Source organism: Rhodococcus sp. IC4_135, assembly GCF_011602025.1.
In the GTDB taxonomy this organism is placed as follows: domain Bacteria; phylum Actinomycetota; class Actinomycetes; order Mycobacteriales; family Mycobacteriaceae; genus Rhodococcus_F; species Rhodococcus_F baikonurensis.
On the sequence record NZ_JAAOLG010000008.1, the window covers coordinates 158,622 to 175,220 of the forward strand.

General features: G+C 62.9%; 15 protein-coding genes. 11 read left to right on the forward strand and 4 right to left on the reverse strand.

Annotation, left to right across the window (positions count from 1 at the left end; genetic code table 11):
* Positions 1–15 precede the first annotated feature (15 nt).
* Positions 16–2,178, reverse strand: a complete 2,163-nt coding sequence (locus tag G8767_RS16855) for an acyl-CoA dehydrogenase (RefSeq protein WP_166810760.1) — start codon at positions 2,176–2,178, stop codon at positions 16–18.
* A gap of 94 nt (positions 2,179–2,272) precedes the next feature.
* On the opposite strand from G8767_RS16855, the gene kstR reads away from it, so the two are divergent.
* Together kstR and otsB are read left to right on the forward strand one after the other, a co-directional pair.
* Positions 2,273–2,911, forward strand: coding sequence for a cholesterol catabolism transcriptional regulator KstR (gene kstR, locus G8767_RS16860; protein ID WP_003945752.1), 639 nt, complete (start codon positions 2,273–2,275; stop codon positions 2,909–2,911).
* 87 nt (positions 2,912–2,998) lie between these two features.
* Entirely contained in the window at positions 2,999–5,539 is a 2,541-nt protein-coding gene (gene otsB / locus G8767_RS16865) for a trehalose-phosphatase (RefSeq protein ID WP_095970902.1), read from the forward strand.
* A gap of 17 nt (positions 5,540–5,556) precedes the next feature.
* On the opposite strand, the gene G8767_RS16870 is transcribed toward otsB, so the two are convergent.
* Entirely contained in the window at positions 5,557–6,645 is a 1,089-nt protein-coding gene (locus G8767_RS16870) for a LacI family DNA-binding transcriptional regulator (protein ID WP_095970901.1), read from the reverse strand.
* 139 nt (positions 6,646–6,784) lie between these two features.
* Here G8767_RS16870 and G8767_RS16875 point away from each other — a divergent pair, with 139 nt between their 5' ends.
* From G8767_RS16875 to G8767_RS16905, 7 genes are all read left to right on the forward strand, one after another.
* Positions 6,785–7,735, forward strand: coding sequence for a zinc ABC transporter substrate-binding protein (locus G8767_RS16875; RefSeq protein WP_095970900.1), 951 nt, complete (start codon positions 6,785–6,787; stop codon positions 7,733–7,735).
* 102 nt (positions 7,736–7,837) lie between these two features.
* Positions 7,838–8,698 carry a metal ABC transporter ATP-binding protein gene (locus G8767_RS16880; protein WP_095971018.1) on the forward strand — a complete coding sequence of 287 codons (861 nt, stop codon included), beginning with the start codon at positions 7,838–7,840 and terminating at the stop codon, positions 8,696–8,698.
* On the forward strand, positions 8,695–9,576 hold the full coding sequence (locus tag G8767_RS16885) for a metal ABC transporter permease (RefSeq protein ID WP_003945811.1): 882 nt from the start codon (positions 8,695–8,697) through the stop codon (positions 9,574–9,576). The genes G8767_RS16880 and G8767_RS16885 overlap by 4 nt, the downstream gene beginning before the upstream one ends.
* Before the next feature lie 49 nt (positions 9,577–9,625).
* Positions 9,626–10,387: a 5-oxoprolinase subunit PxpA gene (locus G8767_RS16890; RefSeq protein ID WP_124568911.1), complete on the forward strand. Its 762-nt coding sequence runs from the start codon at positions 9,626–9,628 to the stop codon at positions 10,385–10,387.
* Positions 10,384–10,998 carry a 5-oxoprolinase subunit PxpB gene (pxpB, locus tag G8767_RS16895; protein ID WP_206029444.1) on the forward strand — a complete coding sequence of 205 codons (615 nt, stop codon included), beginning with the start codon at positions 10,384–10,386 and terminating at the stop codon, positions 10,996–10,998. Before G8767_RS16890 ends, pxpB begins: the two co-directional genes overlap by 4 nt.
* A gap of 57 nt (positions 10,999–11,055) precedes the next feature.
* Positions 11,056–11,928, forward strand: coding sequence for a biotin-dependent carboxyltransferase family protein (locus tag G8767_RS16900; RefSeq protein ID WP_095970897.1), 873 nt, complete (start codon positions 11,056–11,058; stop codon positions 11,926–11,928).
* Positions 11,929–12,005: 77 nt separating this feature from the next.
* Positions 12,006–12,698, forward strand: a complete 693-nt coding sequence (locus tag G8767_RS16905; RefSeq protein ID WP_020723635.1) for an LpqN/LpqT family lipoprotein — start codon at positions 12,006–12,008, stop codon at positions 12,696–12,698.
* Positions 12,699–12,786: 88 nt separating this feature from the next.
* On the opposite strand, the gene G8767_RS16910 is transcribed toward G8767_RS16905, so the two are convergent.
* Positions 12,787–13,503, reverse strand: coding sequence for a hypothetical protein (locus tag G8767_RS16910; protein ID WP_346842998.1), 717 nt, complete (start codon positions 13,501–13,503; stop codon positions 12,787–12,789).
* 308 nt (positions 13,504–13,811) lie between these two features.
* Between G8767_RS16910 and G8767_RS16915 the strand changes: the two genes are divergently transcribed.
* Positions 13,812–14,534 (forward strand): hypothetical protein, encoded by a 723-nt coding sequence (locus G8767_RS16915; protein WP_234036732.1) that lies wholly within the window; start codon positions 13,812–13,814, stop codon positions 14,532–14,534.
* A gap of 171 nt (positions 14,535–14,705) precedes the next feature.
* Entirely contained in the window at positions 14,706–15,503 is a 798-nt protein-coding gene (locus G8767_RS16920) for an AraC family transcriptional regulator (protein ID WP_166810761.1), read from the forward strand.
* Between the two features lie 55 nt (positions 15,504–15,558).
* Here G8767_RS16920 and G8767_RS16925 read toward each other — a convergent pair whose 3' ends face one another.
* On the reverse strand, positions 15,559–16,548 hold the full coding sequence (locus G8767_RS16925; protein ID WP_240952357.1) for an iron-siderophore ABC transporter substrate-binding protein: 990 nt from the start codon (positions 16,546–16,548) through the stop codon (positions 15,559–15,561).
* Positions 16,549–16,599 lie beyond the last annotated feature (51 nt).

Consider the following 16,599-nt stretch of genomic DNA (forward strand, 5'->3'; position numbering starts at 1 on the left):
CTCTACTCACGCCGTCTAGTCACGGGGCAGGCCCAGAATTCTCTCCGCGGCGACGGTCAACAGAATCTGGGTGGTTCCGCCGGCAATCGACAGGCATCGCGTGTTGAGGAACTCACGCGAGAGCGGACCCTCCACCCATCCGGCTGGGCCACCCAATTCCATGGCGAACTCTGCGACATTCTGACGCTGACGCACGCCTACCAGCTTGCGGACGCTCGACGCCGGGCCCGGATCCTGACCGTCCAACTGCCGCAGTGTCGTACGCAATTCCAGCAACGAGCCCACCATGGCGGTTCCGATCAGCCCACCGAGCTTGTCTGCAACCACAGGATCGGGATCGCCTGCCAGCTCGAGCAATTCCTCCATCGCACCGCCGAGCGAAGACCCTCCACTCATCGCGACTCGCTCGTTGGCGAGGGTCGTGCGGGCCAGTTTCCAGCCTCCGCCAAGTTGGCCGACGACACACTCGTCCGGCACGAAGACGTCGTCGAGGAAGACTTCGTTGAACAGGGCGTCGCCGGTGATCTCACGCAGCGGCGAGATCCGAATCCCAGCCGTCTTCATGTCGAGAAGGAAGTACGTGATGCCCTTGTGCTTGGGAACATCACGATCGGTCCTGGCAAGGCAGATGGCCCAGTCCGCCTCACGCGCAAGCGAAGTCCACACTTTCTGGCCGTTCAGCTTCCAACCGCCCTCGACCTTTTCCGCGGTCGTGCGCAGCGCCGCAAGATCCGAACCTGCACCGGGTTCACTGAAGAGCTGGCACCAGGTGATCTCACCCTTGAGCGTCGGAGTCGCAAATCTTTCGATCTGCTCCGCACTGCCGTGCTCGAGGATGGTGGGAACGGCCCACCAGCCGATCACGAGATCGGGTCGGCCGATACCGACGGCCGCCAACTCTTCTTCGATCAAAATCTGTTGTGCGGCCTTGGCGCCCCGGCCGTACGGCTTCGGCCAGTGCGGTGCAAGGTAGCCGGATTCGGCCAGCGCGTTGCGCTGTTCGGATTCGGGTAGCGCCACCAATTGCGCTACCTCTTCGCGAATGTCGGAACGGTCGGATTCCAGTTCACTCAAGTCGATCTGAAGGTGACGCCGTGCACCACCGATCGTCAATTCCGCGACGCGTGCGCGCCAGAAAGATGATCCGCCCAGAATCTGCCGGAGTGACAGTGCTCGACGAAGGTAGAAGTGCGCCTCGTGCTCCCACGTGAATCCGATGCCGCCGAGCACTTGAATGCAGTCTTTCGCCGTCTCGACAGCGGCGTCCAGAGACACCGCGGCCGCCACCGCCGCCGCGATCGGAAGTTCGTCGCCCGACTCTGCAGCGACCGCGGCGTCCCAGGCGACGGCTCCGGCATTCTCTACGCGACACAGCATTTCGGCACAGATGTGTTTGATCGCCTGGAACGAGCCGATGGGCTTTCCGAATTGTTCGCGAATCTTCGCGTACTCCACCGCAGTACGCAGGCTCCACGCCGCGATTCCGGCCGCTTCGGCAGCCCCCAGCACCGCCGCGAGATCGGAAACCGATCCTGGGGCAATGTCATCGAGGATTCGGTCGGCGTCGACTGTCACTCGGTCGAACGAGACTCGTGCCAGTGGTCGCGACTTGTCGATGGTGTCGACCGCTTCGTAGGTCACGCCTTCGCTGTCACCGTCGACGAGAGCCCAGACAACACGCGAACCGTCGGCTCCGGACACCACGCCCGCCGGAACGAGTACCGATACACCCGAATCTGCACCCCAGGCGTAACCTCCTTCGCCATGAAGCTCGATGCCGCCGGACGCATTCGCCGTTGCCGTAACTGGACTTTCGTCCAATACGACGGCACACGGCAGCGCACCGTCGGCGAGCGTTTCGGACCACCGTTTGGCAGCGGGCGACGAACTACGCCCCACCACCAGAGCGGCCAGCGCAGTCGTGAGAACAGGACCCGGCACGAGTTCGATTGCCGCCTGCTCGAGCATTGCCGCGAGATCGACGATTTCGGCTCCGGCTCCGCCTACCGCTTCAGGAACGGCGACCGAAAAAATCCCGAGAGACGCGAACTCGGACCATTTCTCCCGCCACGAAACTGCTGGTCCACGGCGTACCATGTCCATCGGCGTGGCCGAGCGCGCCCAGGCCTCTATCGATTCCTGGACCGCCCGCTGTTCATCGGTCGTGGCGATTGTCACAACTGGTTCCCGCCTCTCGATAAGTGACACAATTGTTTAGAACGTGTTCTAATATGACACCTGGCCAAGAGTCAAGGCGCGAAGGAATTTGTCGATGACCACAACATCCCGATCCCGCTCCAACGCGGTTGCTTCTGCAACGCTCGGGGACGACGATCTCAGCTCCAACGCGCAACGTGAACGCCGCAAGCGGATTCTCGACGCAACACTCGCCTTGGCGTCCAAGGGCGGCTACGAGGCTGTCCAGATGCGCGCCGTGGCCGAGCGCGCCGACGTCGCAGTCGGAACGCTCTATCGCTACTTCCCGTCCAAGGTTCACCTTTTGGTGTCCGCTCTGGCACGCGAGTTCGAGAAGATCGACTCCAAGGGCAAGATCCCACCTGGAACCAGCCCGCTCGAGCGGATGCAGCTGATCCTCAGCCTCATCACCCGCGCGATGCAGCGCGATCCGCTCCTCACCGAAGCCATGACTCGCGCGTTCATGTTCGCCGACGCCTCCGCAGCGGCAGAGGTCGATCAGGTGGGCCAGCTGATGGACCGACTCTTCGCACGGGCGATGACCGAAGAGGAGCCGACCGAGGAGCAGTTGGCGATCGCGCGCGTGATCTCCGATGTGTGGCTGTCCAATTTGGTGGCATGGCTCACGCGACGTTCTTCGGCTACCGATGTCGCCAATCGCCTGGAATTGACGGTTGAACTGCTGCTCGGTGACGGAACGCGGAAACCCGAATAGACATCCTTTGTCGCATCTGTCATTTTCGCACTGATCTGGCAGAAACGTATCGAGCCAGGAGTCGCTGCATCACCTAGATTTGAAGAGGTGAGCGCACAAGATCTGTCCATCGAACTCCGCCGAGCGCTGTCGGGCGTGGCACGCACCCCGCGCCTGCTCGTAGCCTCCGACTACGACGGGACGATGGCCCCCATCGTCGCCAACCCGGACAAGGCCTATCCCCGCGCGGAAACGGTGCGTGCGCTCCGCTCCCTCGCCAGCCTGGCGTCGACGACGGCGGCCGTGATCTCGGGCCGCGCCCTCAAGGATCTGGCTGCATTGTCCCGGCTTCCTGCCGAAGTGCAGTTGGTCGGCAGCCACGGCTCCGAGTTCGACATCGGATTCGTTCACGCGATCGACGCCGACGCCAGGAAACTGCTCGACGAGATCGTCACCGAGTTGGGCCGAATCGCCGCCGACACCCCCGGCGCAACTGTGGAGAAGAAGCCCGCCAGCGTCGCCCTGCACGTACGCAACACCAGCGCCGACGACGCCGAGAAGGCACTCATCGCCGTTCGCACCGAGTCAGCCCTCTGGCCGGGTGTTCAGGTCACCGAGGGTAAGTCGGTGGTCGAGTTGGCGGTCATCGCCACAGACAAGGGCCACGCACTCGACTTGATTCGCCATCAGGACGGCGCTACCGCTGCCGTCTTCATCGGGGACGACGTCACCGACGAAAAGGCGTTCAGCAGGCTTCAGGGGCCGGACATCGGAATCAAGGTCGGCAGCGGGGACACCGTCGCCGACTATCGCGTCGACAGCACCGAGGATGTCGCTGCCGCTCTGGCGTTCCTGCTCGACGAGCGCCGTACGTGGCTTTCCGGTGCCGACGCTCCGCCCATCGAGCGACTCTCGATGCTCGCGAGTCCGCGCACTGTCGCTCTGGTGACCCCGGATGCGACGCTGACCTGGTTGTGTCACCCGGAACCGGATTCAGCGGCGGTCTTCGCGCACCTTCTCGGCGGAACCGGGGCCGGCCACTTCTCGGTCGGGCCTCGCCGAACAGCCTTGCCGCTGAGCCAGAAGTACATCGACAGCACGATGACCGTTCAGACCCGCTGGGCGAGCCTGTCCGTCACCGACTACCTCCCGCACGACGTCCCACAAGGACGAACCGACCTGACCCGCATCATTTCCGGTCAGGCAGACGCGATCGTCTCGTTTGCACCCCGCCCCGAGTTCGGCCAGGGTCAGGTCACGCTCGAGGTCGTCGACGAGGGCATTCGTGTCCTCGGCACCAACGAGCCGTACGTGCTCCGCTCCCCCGGCGTGCTGTGGAACATCGCCACCGACGGAAATCAGCAGACCGCCCACGCCATCGTCGAACCGTCCAAGGGTGACGTCGTACTCGAATTGCGTTGCGGAACAGAAGAAATCGGCCCCTCGGAAGTTCCGGAGATCGAACGTCGAGGGACTTCTGAAGCCTACTGGTCCGATTGGGCCAAGACGCTCGAACTCCCGAAGCTGAAGCCGGACTTGATGAAACGCTCTGCGCTGACCTTGCGCGGGTTGGTTCATGCCGATTCCGGTTCCATCATGGCCGCCGCGACGACATCCCTGCCGGAAGAGATCGGCGGAGTCCGTAACTGGGACTACCGCTATTGCTGGTTGCGCGACGCAGCCCTCACCGCAACAGCTCTCGTGAGTGTCGGGTCCACCGACGAAGCCGAGAATTACCTCGACTGGGTGCACCGCGTGCTCGAAACGCTGCCGGGACCCGAGCGCCTGCACCCCCTCTACACGCTCTACGGAACTTCGCTACCGCCCGAGGCCGTCATCGATTCGCTTCCCGGATACGCCGGCTCGAGGCCGGTCCGCGTCGGAAACGCCGCGAATCAGCAGGTTCAGCTGGACGTGTTCGGCCCGATCGTCGAGTTGATCGTCGAACTGGCGAATGCACGCGAAAAGGCCGGTGCCCCCGATCCTTTGAGCGACCGCGATTGGGAACTGGTGTGCGCCATGGTCGAGGCGGTGCAGCGACGCTGGTTCGAACCCGATCACGGCATCTGGGAGATTCGCGACAACCCGCGTCACCACGTCTATTCCAAGGTGATGGGTTGGGTCACCGTCGACCGCGCTGTCGATCTTGCAACCCGCTTTTCTCGCGAGGCTCTGCCCGAGTGGGCGGAACTGCGTGACCAGATCGCCGACGAAGTGCGCCACAAGGGCTGGAAGGACGACGTTCAGTCGTACACCGCGGCCTACGACGGTACCGATCTCGACGCAGCCACTCTCCACATCGGACTGTCGGGGCTGATCGATCCGACGGATCCACGCTTCGCAGCGACCGTCGTAGCCACCGAGGCTGAACTACGCAGCGGCTCAACGGTATACCGATACCATCACGACGACGGTCTGCCCGGCATCGAAGGTGGATTCCACCTCTGTGCCGCCTGGCTCGTCGAGGCCTACCTGCTGATCGGGCAGCGATTGCAGGCAGAGGCACTGTTCGACCAGTTGGTCGCGGCGGCAGGTCCCACCGGACTACTCGCGGAGGAGTACGACCCCATCGCGGAACGCTCGCTGGGCAACCATCCCCAGGCGTACAGCCATCTGGGATTGTTGCGGTGCGCCCAACTCCTGGCGTGAGCGCTACACCCTGACGGCTACACCCGGATCCGACCTGATGTTCGTCCTGTCAGTAGTTCGGTGTCGAGCATCTCGACGATCGGAACGCCGGATCCGGACGGCGACATCAGGAGCGCACCGGCGCGCCGGCCCTTCTCTTCCTGGGGCTGGCGCACCGTTGTCAGCGATTCGCGCAGCGCCTCGTCGACGCCGTCGAATCCGGTGATCGACAGTTGGCCAGGTACATCGATGCCCTGCCAGCGCGCCCAGTCCAAGGCGCCGAGAGCCAGCACGTCGGTGGTGCAGACCAGTGCGGTGATCTCAGGGTTGGTCGCGAGAGCTTCCGCCGCCGCCGAGTGCCCGGACTGCGATGTGTGGACGTACCGCTCGATCACCGTGAGTGAGAGTGGGTCCATGTCGGCCGCCACCATCGCGTCGCGCACTCCTTCGATCCGCTCACGCTGGACGTGGAAGTGCGGGGACTTGAGTCGTTCCTGACTGACCACGCCGTCCATCCGGTCGCGCCCCAGCCTCATGCAGAGCACGCCGATGTCACGGTGTCCGAGACCGATGAGGTAATCGGCGACCTTGCGCATGGCAGCGCGGTCGTCGATGCCCACGAGGGATGCACCGGGAATCTCGCGGGGCTGGTCGCAGACGACGATCGGAATGTGACGCTCGAGCACGGCAGCGAGATACGGGTCGTCGTCGGCCACCGAGTAGACGACAAAGCCGTCGACGCCCGCCTGCTGGACCACGGCTGCAGCATCCACCTCGTCGCGTCCAGGCCCGGCCGGGATGAGCAGCAAGCCCTGGCCGGCGTCCTCACACGATTCCGAGAGACCGGCCAGGAAGCTCATGGCAGCCGGGTCACGGAACGAATAACTGAGCGCTTCGGTGAGCAGGAGACCGACGGCGCCGGCTTTGCGAGTTCGCAAGGAGCGGGCGACCGGATCAGGTCCGGGGTATCCGCGTCGCTTGGCCGCTTGGAGCACTCGATCCCGCAGCTCGACGGAGAGCTGATCGGGTCGGTTGTACGCGTTCGAGACTGTAGTTCTCGACACATTGAGCTCGGCGGCAAGCGACGCCAAAGTGGCTTGACGGCGTGGCTGACGGGACCGGGGCATAAACGGACGTTAGCCGTAGTGCCCGCAGACGGCGCGTTGGGGCTGAACCGAAGGTGAACTACCAGCGACTATGCGCTAATGTGTAACGGTAACGGTTTCCAATAGCATTTAGCCCAGCCTTTGTTCAGGAGAAAAGCACGTGCGTTCGTCGTCGAAATTCCGCACCGCCACCGCCCTCGCGGCCGTCTCGGTCGCCGCAGCATTCGCGCTCACCGCGTGCAGCTCCAACTCGTCGAAAGACGAGGGCATCACCGTCGTCGCATCGACGAACGTGTGGGGCGACGTCGCGCAGGCCGTCGCCGGCGACAAGCTGACCGTGACGTCGATCATCAACGAACCGTCCGCGGACCCGCACTCGTTCGAGGCGACGCCCGCCGATGCCGCCAAGATCACCGACGCATCGCTCGTCGTCTACAACGGTGGCGGCTACGACCAGTTCATCACCGACGTCCTCGACGCGGGCAAGGGCGAGCAGAAGACGGTCAACGCCTACAACCTGCTCGACGGCGGCATCCACGCCGGCGAAACCGCGGGCGAATCGCATGACGGTCACACCCACGGCGCAGTCAACGAACACGTCTGGTTCGACATCCCGACCGTCGACGCCGTCGCACATTCGGTGGCCGATCAGCTGAGCGCTCTCGATCCGGACAACGCGGCGACCTACGAGGACAACGCGAAGGCATACAGCCAGAAGCTCGCCGGCGTCACAGCGATCACCGATTCCATCGCCGCTGCCCACGCGGGCGCACCGGTGGCTCAGACCGAGCCGATCGCGCACTACCTCCTGGTCGCAGCTGAACTGAAGGACGCAACTCCCGAGGAGTTCACCAGCGCCATCGAAGACGGCAACGATCCGTCACCGGCTGCAATCGCCGCAACGCGCCAGCTCCTCTCGGAGAAGCAGGCCCGCGCACTGGTCTACAACATCCAGACGCAGGACAAAGTGACCCAGGACATGCGCACCACAGCCGAAACCGCCGGAGTGCCCGTCGTCGAGGTTACGGAGACTCTGCCCGAGGGCCTGGACTACATTCAGTGGCAGACGCAGACCGCGGAGTCGCTCGCAAACGCCCTCTCTGCCCAGTAATTATTTGCCCCACCATTTCCGAGAAGAACCGATCGGCTTGTGACAGAAACTTCCGCGAATACTCCTGTGCCTCCGGGTAACACCGTGCCTTCAGGAAACACCGTGCCTTCAGGTAACACCGTGCCCGCTGTGACGCTGAAGGGTGCTCGATTGTCTTTCGGCGCCCGCACCCTCTGGGACGGACTCGACCTCGAGGTACAGCCAGGTGAGTTCATCGCCGTACTCGGACCGAACGGGTCGGGCAAGACCTCGCTCCTGAAGATTCTGCTGGGCCAACTGCAACTCAGCGGCGGTAGCGCACAGATCGTCGGCACGCCGGCACGGGCCGGGAATTCACACGTCGGGTACATCCCGCAGCAGAAATCCATCGACGACGGCCTCCCGCTCCGCGGCCGCGACCTGGTCGGCCTCGGCGTCGACGGTCACCAGTGGGGTACGGGGTTACTGCGTCGGGGTCGTCGCCGCAAGATCGTCGACGACGCCATCGCACAGGTCAGTGCCCAGTCGTTTGCCGACGCTCCTATCGGTTCCATGTCCGGCGGCGAGCAGCAGCGACTGCGGATCGCGCAGGCTTTGGTCGGCGACCCGCGGATCCTGCTGTGCGACGAGCCGCTACTCAGCCTCGACCTCGCCAACCAGCACCTGGTCTCGACGCTGATCGACAAGCGTCGGCGCAGCCATGACACCGCGGTGCTGTTCGTGACGCACGAGATCAATCCGATCCTGCCGTTGGTGGATCGAGTGCTCTATCTGGTGGACGGCAAATTCCGGATCGGGACGCCGGCCGAAGTGATGACGTCCGAGGTTCTCTCGGATCTGTACAACACCGACGTCGAAGTGTTGCAGGTTCGTGGCCGTCTCGTCGTGATCGGCACCGGAGACGCCATCGACGCACTCGGCAGCGCCGGCGGACTACGCCCGGGAGAAGGCGTTCACCATTCTGATGAGGATCACCACCAGTGAGTAACAAGTTCACCGACGCGATGTCGCGGATGTTCGACGTGTCCGCCACCGTCGACCTACTGCAGTACGACTTCGTTCAACAGGCGTTGATCGCCGGTGCCATCCTCGGATTGTTGGCAGGCATCATCGGGCCGCTGATCGTGAGTCGTCAGATGTCGTTCTCGGTGCACGGCACGAGCGAGTTGTCACTGACCGGCGCATCCGCCGCACTTCTCGTCGGTGTGGGCGTCGGCTTCGGCGCCATCGTCGGTTCGGTCGTCGCCGCGGTGCTGTTCGGACTGCTGGGAGCGAAAGCGCGGGACCGGGATTCGGTGATCGGCGTGATCATGGCTTTCGGCCTCGGCCTGTCGGTGTTGTTCCTCTGGGCATACGACGGTCGCACGGGAACCAGCTTCTCACTGCTGGTCGGACAGATCGTGGCGCCGGGAAACAGCGGTCTCGAACTTCTGCTGCTGTGCGCGGTCATCGTGATCGGCACACTCGGATTCATCTACCGCCCTTTGCTGTTCGCGAGCACCGACCCCGAAGTTGCTGCAGCTCGCGGTGTTCCGGTTCGGGCACTGTCGATCGTGTTCGCCGTGTTGGTCGGCATCACCGCAGCACTGGGCGTGCAGATCGTCGGCGCGCTGCTGGTGATGTCGCTGCTGATCACCCCCGCAGCGGCCGCCGCGTACGTCACGGCAAGCCCACTCAAGGCCACGATCCTCTCCGTCGTGTTCGCCGAACTGGCAGCCGTCGGCGGCATCCTTCTCTCGCTGGCACCCGGCGTTCCCGTCTCGAGTTTCGTCACCTCGGTCTCGTTCGTGATCTACCTGATATGCCGACTCTTCGGATCCGCACGTCGCAAGAATGCCGGACGGATTCCGGCCCACGCCTGAACACCGAGAGCCACGCATATCTCGAAGCTCATGTACCTAGAATCGAGGTATGGGCTACAGCGTTGATCTGAACAGCGACCTCGGCGAGGGCTTCGGAGCCTGGACCCTGGGCGACGACGACGCCATGCTCGAACTTGTCACCAGCGCGAACATCGCCTGCGGATTCCATGCCGGGGACCCGACAACGCTGTTGGCGACTTGCGAATCCGCAGCCACCCGCGGCGTGCGGATCGGCGCGCAGGTGGGTTACCGAGACCTCGCCGGTTTCGGGAGACGCTTCATCGACATGTCCCCGAAGGACCTCACCGCCGACGTCATTTATCAAATAGGGGCGCTCGACGGTTTGGCTCGTGTCTCCGGATCGCGGGTCACGTACGTCAAACCCCACGGCGCGCTTTACAACGCAATAGTCCATCACCGGCGGCAAGCACGGGCGGTCGTCGCCGCTGTCGTCGCCTACGACAGTTCGCTACCTGTTCTCGGACTACCGGGTTCGGTGTTTCTGGAAGAGGCTCGAGAGGCCGGCCTCGAGATCGTCGCCGAGGCTTTTGCCGATCGCGCGTACACGGCGGAAGGCACCCTGGTTCCCCGCACCGAGTCCGGCGCCGTTCTGCACGACCCGACGCTGGTTGCAGAACGGGTTCGGCGAATGGTCGTCGACGGCGAGTTGGACGCAGTCGACGGAAGCACGGTGAAAGTTGCCGCAGCATCGGTGTGCGTCCACGGTGACAGCCCGGCAGCTGTCGACATGGCCGCAGCGATCCGCGCTCTCCTCGAATCCTCCGACGTCGAGATCACGCCCTTCACATGATCACGATCCTGCCAGCCGGTGAATCCGCAGTCCTCGTCGAATACGACGAACTGCCGAGCGTGCTGGGCAACTTCAGGGCTCTCGACGCCAGTCGGATCCCCGGAGTGATCGACCTGATTCCCGCGGCGCGAACCATCTTGATCGAGTACGACAACGCGATCACCGGACACAAACTCGTGGAGAAATGGGTCCGTGGGGCAGTACCGATCGAACTCACAGCAGATGAGTGTGGGCCTGCTGTCGAGATTCCGGTCCGCTACGACGGCGCCGATCTCGTAGAGGTGGGCAAGCTGACCGGACTCGGGGTCGACGGTGTGATCGATGCTCACACGGCTGCGTCGTGGACCGTCGCGTTCATCGGTTTCGCCCCTGGCTTCGCATATCTGACCAGCAACGAGAGAAAGCTCGAGGTTCCACGTCGATCGGATCCTCGCAGGCAGGTCCCGGCTGGTGCAGTCGGGTTGGCCGGACCGTTCTCGGGCGTCTACCCGCGCAGTTCCCCGGGCGGCTGGCAGTTGATCGGAACGACGGAACTGTCGGTGTGGGATGCCGAGCGTCGACCGCCTGCATTGCTTCTACCCGGCACCACAGTCACGTTTGTCCGTGCATGATTTTGGTGCAAGCATGATTTTGGTGTCTTCACCGCGCTGTTGCGGGAGAATGGATTCATGGCCTGGCTCGAGGTAGTGCGTACCGGCCCGCTCGCCACAGTTCAGGACCGCGGGCGGACGGGCTACGGCGCCCTCGGGGTCGGTAGATCCGGCGCCGTCGACATGGTCTCACACGACAGCGCTAACAGACTCGTAGGCAACACTTTTCGAGCAGCAACCATCGAAGTCACCACTGGGGGTTTCGCTATGCGGGCCGTCGGTTCGATGACGGTGGCCGCAACAGGCGCGCGGGTGCCGCTGACCGTCGACGGTCAGCCGGCACCTGACTACGCGAGCATCCACCTTGGCGGTGGCAGCATTCTCGAATTGGGTTACAGCACAACCGGGTTGAGAACCTACATCTCTGCACGCGGTGGCGTCGACGTCCCGCAGGTACTCGGCAGCAGATCCACCGACACACTCTCCGGACTCGGGCCTCCGCCGCTCGCCGCCGGCGATCTACTCCTCCTCGGGGCCGAAGAAGGAACGTGGCCCACCGAAGAATTGATTCCACCGCCGGCACCTGCGCTCGGCCCAGTTCCGATCGAGATCACGCTCGGCCCCCGAAATTCCTGGTTCACCGCCGCATCCGTTCACGCGCTCCTTCACACCACATGGAAAGTCACCGAACACACCAACCGAGTCGGCGTCCGGTTGCAGGGGCAGGGGCCTTTGCATCGCTCTCGCACCGAGGAACTGCCGAGCGAAGGCGTCGTGATGGGATCCATCCAGGTGCCGCCGGGCGGACAGCCCGTCGTGTTTCTGGCCGACCATCCCGTGACCGGCGGATACCCGGTCATCGCCGTAGTGTCCGACGCGGGAATTGCGTCGTTGGCACAGTTGCGGCCCGGCAGCACCATTACCTTGAAGGCCACTACTCGGCCGTCCTAGCGCTGATAGTCTCAGCCGCGCCAGCTATGCGGCCGGCGGCGCTCGGCCGTCGCCAGAACCTGAAGGACTGTCACACTATGAGCCCTAAGAGCAGCACACTTGCTCTCGGAATAGCGTCACTGATCACTGCTGCACTCGTCCTGTCCGGATGCAGCAGTTCGGAAAGCGGAGACGCTGTCTCCAGTGATACCAGCACCAGTGAGACCACTGCTTCCGAAAGTTCTGCATCCTCGTCGTCTGCCGCTGCCGCGACGCCAACCTTGCGGGACGGGACACCGTTCATCGGTGAGCGGACGACGATCGAAACCGGCGACGACCCCGAAGCGCCGAGCATCAGCGTCAGCCTCCCGCCGAGCTGGACTCACGGCGAGAACATCCCTGCCGGCGTTACGGATGCGTTGTCCAGCAACAGCCAGGAACCCAGCGGTTTCATGCCCAACACCACGGTGACGGTCGAAAACCAAGGCACCGCAACAAAAGACGAGGTTCTTGCCGCTGCGCGTGAAACCATCGCCACCCTCGACGGATGGACCGAGGTGAAGTACACCGAGATCGACGTCGACGGACAGCAGGGGTTCCGCCTCTCCGGAACCTGGACAGCGCCAAACCTGGACGTTCCGCTCTACGCCGTCATGACAGTCGTTGCTTACCAAGCCGACGACAACTCGCCGGTCTACCTGGTCAGCTTCGCAAACCAGTTCACCGACACGACGAACATGCAGACCTCCAACCAGGTGGAGGAAATCAATACCTCCATCGAATTCGGCTGAGCGCCTAGAGATTTGAACACCTGATCACCGAACGACCGCGGCGGGCCGAGACTTCGACAGTCTCGGCCCGCCGTTTCACAATTCTCGCCTAGCTGGAGCCGAACAGGCCGCTGAGGGAACCCAGGCCACCGCTCAGTGAGCCGAGCGATCCGGTTCCGCCACCGGTTCCAGGGTTCGTGCCGGGGTTGGTTCCGGGATCAGTACCAGGATCCGTACCTGGGCCGGTCGGATCCGTTGCCTGCACCACGATGGTGGGACCCATTTCCGGGAAGCTGGCGCTGGTTCCGGCCCCACCACCCATGAGTGTCGCGCCGACAGTCAACCCGCTGCCGTAGGTACCCGGATCACACTTCACGACATAGCTGGTTTTCATCGTTATCGGGTTCTTGCCGTTGTTGTACCACCCGCTACTTGTGAAGACCTTCGTGGTTGCGGTCGACTGCGAGGTATTCGGGGATTCCACCGTTTCCTTGATGGCACCTCCCAAACCTGGGAGGCCACCCATGACCTTCGAAATCTTTGCCGAGCCCGGCACGAACTCGAGACAGCCGGCATGGATCTCGGTCAGCCGGTTGACGTACCCTTCGAGCCCGCTCTTGCTCGAAACGGTCGTGTAGGTGATCGTGTCGCCGACCTTCGGGGAAGCATTGTCCACGGTGCGAGTAAATGTGTAGGCACCAGAAGTTGCGGTCTCGGCAGTCGCGACTCCCGCGCCCAGCGCGCTTGCACCCACAGCAAGAGCGATCACCCCCAAGCCAGCTCCGACGGTGGACAGACCACGATTCCTGGATCCAAACTTTGCCACGAATAATCTCCACTCTTAGTGGTTCCAGGACAACCGAATTCGTTGATTACTGGAACTTGTTGCAACCCGACTCTCGAAGTACGATACAGTCGACCTGGACATTCGCCCAGCTTTTCGCCGAATTGATCGCCAATCAGTTAACAGCAGGCAATCAAGATCGAAAAAGTCCTCTCAATTCGGACTTTTCCGCAAATTCTGCCGAACTGACACATAGGCAAGCGTCCGATAGGTTTCAATGGTTACCACGGCGCAACCTTTGAAGAGTCATCCCATCGCCGTCAGCGTGAACCCCTCGAACGGAGAATTTCATGTCACGTTTTTCAATGCGTAAAACACTCACCGGAGTAGCAATCGCTGCGCTTGCAACCAGCGGACTTCTCATCAGCACCGGCGCTGCGCACGCAGATACCGCGCACCCGAAGACCAGCACCGTGACTTCGAACCAGGTCACGATCACCAAGAGCGTCGTGGGCGACGGAGAAGTGGCGCCCGGCGGGAAATTGACTGTCCGCACCACAGTTTCGGCCAACGGCCATCCGGACTTCTTCGTCAACAAATTCGTGGACCGCTTTCCGGCCGGATACACATACATCAAGGACAGCGCCTCGATCGATTCCTGGCACTTTCTCGGGCTGACTCAGAAAACCGAGAAGGTCTCCCCCACCGTCGACAATGCGGCGCGCACCGTCACCATCCCCGATGCGGGTTGGAATGTCTCGATCACCGGCAGCAAGACGGTCACTTTCGAGGTGAGCTACCTGGTTCCGGACAACGCACAACCGGGAACTTACGTCGAGCTCCCCAGCTCCATCGGCATCTCGCTGTGGGGCACCGACCAGAACATCAGCGGCGTCTACGCCAAGATCCGTGCCAAGAACCCCGGCGAGGCGGCCGCATCGGGCTCTGCAGATCTGGGCTTCGGCTCTTCTGACGGCGAGGGAGGAACCGGTTCGGCCGGCTCCTCCATCCTGGACAACCCGGCCGGCTTCATCTCAGACATCATCAGCGGTGTCCTGGCCAACGGCAGCTGATTCACCCGCTCCACCAAGAACACTCCGTCGGGGAATGTGATCGAGGGTGGCATCGAATCTTCGGACTCGGTGCCACCCTCGAACTTTTGTCGCGATCGCACTCCGTCGCGCTCTGCATCGAACAACCAAATAGGAAAGCATTACCTAAGTCATTCGCGGTATGATCCATCGATGAGTTCCACAGGATTTCCGTACTGGGCTGTGCCGGCGGGCCGGTACGTACCGCTCCCCTTCGCCATGACGACGTCCACCATCGGGCGCGATCAGAAGCGGGTGTGGCGCGAGATCCGCCATCCCGAACATGAACTCCTGTGGGGCGCTTCCGGAGAGATGAGCGCGTATATCGACGACGTTCGTTGGCAGATCCCACCGACGGTCGGCATGTGGATTCCGGCTGGAACTCCACGCCGCATCACGCTCGGCGCATCCACCGAGGCACGCTTCACCTACTTCCGGCCCGAGTCGTTTCCCCACCCGTGGACCAAACCCGCGATCATCGGCATAGACGACGTGGTCAAGACGATGCTCATCCATCTGCACCAGCGAAACATGCCGACCGAAGCTCGCTTGCGGGCAGAATCAGTAGTCTTCGACACCCTCGCACCCATCGAGGCGGCCGATGTCGCGGTGCCGATGCCCGCCGATCCCCGGGCCCTCGCCGTTGCACGCCGCTTGATCGCCGACCCCGCCGATCAACGCGGGCTTGCCGATTGGGCCTATGTGGTCGGTGGAAGCCCCCGCACCCTGAGCCGCGTGTTCTCTCAGGGCACGGGGATGTCCTTCACCGATTGGAGAATTCAAGTTCGCGTCCGCGCCGCGATGTCCTATCTCGCTGCGGGCGTTCCCGTTTCGACGGTGAGCCGTCGCGTCGGATACGAAACCCCCAGCGCCTTCACCAGTGTGTTCCGCAAGGTCACCGGACGGACACCGAAGAACTATTACTCGGACGCGTGCGAATTGTCGGCCTAGCTGTTCAGAAGCATCAGCTGTTCATAAGCATCAGCCGTTCAGAGGCATCAGCTGGTCAGAACCCGTTCATCTTCGAGACCAGTTCGGCGAAGGCATATTTGACGCTCAGCGACGTGGGTGAAGCCAAGGCCATGACTCGTGCCAGACCGAGCTGCTGAATCAGCCTGCCGTCCTTGACTGCCGGCAGGTCGGCAAACAACTTGTCCCCCATCAACCCGGGGAGCCCCTGACCACTCGCGTCGTTGAGCACGATCACGTCCGCGTCCAGTTCGTTGTACTGTTCGCGCGATGCAGTCACCGATCCCTGGGTGTCGCCGCACAGCTCGGCGCTTCCGGCCGACTGCTTCAGTCCGAGCTGGGACATCAGGATGACTCTGCCGTCGTCAGCGCAGTAGTTGGTGAGGCCGTCGATGTTTCCCGACAGGAAGGTCAGGGTTTTCCCGTTCAGATTCGGGGAACCCGCAGCCAGGTCGGCGATGGAATCGTCGGTTTCCTCGATCAGCTCAGCCGCCCGCTTCGGTTGTCCGAGTACTGAACCGATGGTCGACAACTGCTCCTGCCACGTAGTCGCCCATGCGGTCTCCTTGAACGGAATCGTGGGTGCGATCTGAGAAAGACGTGCATAGTCGTCTTCGGTGATTCCCGAGACCACCGCGATGATCACGTCCGGCTCCAACGCCAGGATCTGCTCGAACGGCACACCGGAAGTGCTGTCGAGCAACGTGGGTTCGACATCGCCCAACAATTCTTCGTCCCAGGGCAGGATTCCGTTCTCCAAGCCTGCCCCACTGAACGACTCCATGGCGACGGGCGTCTTGCCCAGTGCGAGGACCGAATCCTGGCTGTTCCAACCGATGGTCACGATCCGCTGAGGTTCGGTCTCGATGGTGGTCGAGCCGTACGCATGATCAACGGTAACGGGCAGCGCGCCGGCCTCGGCCAACTGCGTCACGTCCTCCGACGCTGTTGACTCGGTGCTGCTCTGGCATCCTGCGAGCAGGGCAATTGCGGCCACCGCAGCCATTATTCGGATAGTGCTTTTCATCTTCTGTCAGCTCTCTTCGCAAACGTACTTTGTTTCGACCAAGCAGGTATA